Source organism: Pseudomonas sp. (assembly GCF_050739655.1).
Taxonomy (GTDB): Bacteria; Pseudomonadota; Gammaproteobacteria; order Pseudomonadales; family Pseudomonadaceae; genus Aquipseudomonas.
On sequence record NZ_JBOIBY010000631.1, the window covers coordinates 1 to 1281 of the forward strand.

Below are 1281 nucleotides of genomic sequence, written 5' to 3' on the forward strand. Positions count from 1 at the left end.
GGTAGTACTTGCCCCAATAGGTGTTGGCCGGGTCCAGGTTTTCGAAATTGCCGACTAGCCAGCTACCGTCAAAACGGCCATTGCCCAAGTCGCTGCCCAGGCGAGCCAACCAGCCGCCACCCAGCAGGCCACCGGTATAGCGCATCGGATTGCGTCCATTGACACCGGCCCAGTATGACAGGGGGGCGCCATTGATAATGATCAATCCCGGCAGTTCCGGTCGTGTTGCCGCCAGTCCCATCAAGGCCCAGCCGGCTTGGCAGTTACCGATGATGATCGGCTTGCTGTTGGCCGGGTGAAGGGCGCCGACGACTTCGATGAACCGGGCCTGGGCTTCGGCGATATGGGCCAGGGTTTGCCCAGGCTGTGGTGAGTGACTGAAAGAGATGAAATAGGTGGGATGGCCGGCTCTGAGGCTTTCACCTAATACCGAATCCTGTTTGAAGCCGCCGATTCCCGAGCCGTGGCCGCCGCGTGGGTCAATGATGACCACCGGCTGGGCGTTGCTGTCGATTTCTTGCTCTGGTCCGGGGAGGATTCGCTGCAGTGAATAGTTGACCGGGTGTGGGAGCTCGGAGCCTGCGATCAGGGTTTCATGATCGAACTTGAGCAGCAGCGGATACCCGGCGCGTTCATGGGCCAGCGTATTGTCGCCGCGCTGGCGCAGGGTGTCCCAAAACAGCAGGCAGCGTTGGCCGAGGTCCGTGACATATTCCTGCCATTCAGCGGGCGTAGGTTGTCTGAGTTGACCCCGCTTCAGAGGCGCGAGGGTTTTTTCCTGGCGCTGGCGAAAAGCAAAAAGGAAGTTCAGCGTATTGAGGCGCTGCAGATGACTCAGGTGTTCGAACAGGCCGCGTTGAGAGGAAAGTCTGTCATATTGCGATGCAATAATATCTTCCTGGCCCATGGTGATCTCCTGGTTTTATGCATGAGAAGCAGCTCGCCTGCATCTCATCATCAAAGAGAGCTTGGCCGGCCGTTTGCCTTTCAGGAGTCTATAGCGAATAGCGGCGGGAGGTAAAAGATTTTTGTGCGGCGCACAAAAAAACATTGCCAAACGAATTTGTGCACTGCAATATCAAGGCTAGCGCGATGACCGGCAGGATCGCTATCGCGTCCTCAGGCCCACGTCGGCCTTTCAGAATCAGGAGATTCAAGCATGTCTTTTTTCAACTTGGAAAAATTGCAAGACGCTCAGAACGCCAACCTAGACCTCCTGCAGCAAATCAGCGGCAAAATCTTCTCCAGTGTTGAACAGCTCAGCCAATTGCAGTTCAAGAC

At 56.3% G+C, this 1281-nt stretch carries 1 protein-coding gene and 1 pseudogene; one reads left to right on the forward strand and one right to left on the reverse strand.

Translation table 11 applies throughout. The features are described 5' to 3' along the window. The coding region (locus ACRESJ_RS30075; protein WP_431761138.1) for a DUF3141 domain-containing protein at positions 1-907 on the reverse strand (907 nt) is incomplete at its 3' end. A 252-nt stretch (positions 908-1159) separates the two neighbouring features. On the opposite strand from ACRESJ_RS30075, the pseudogene ACRESJ_RS30080 reads away from it, so the two are divergent. Further along, positions 1160-1281 (forward strand): annotated as a pseudogene (locus tag ACRESJ_RS30080) (phasin family protein); the annotation flags it as partial.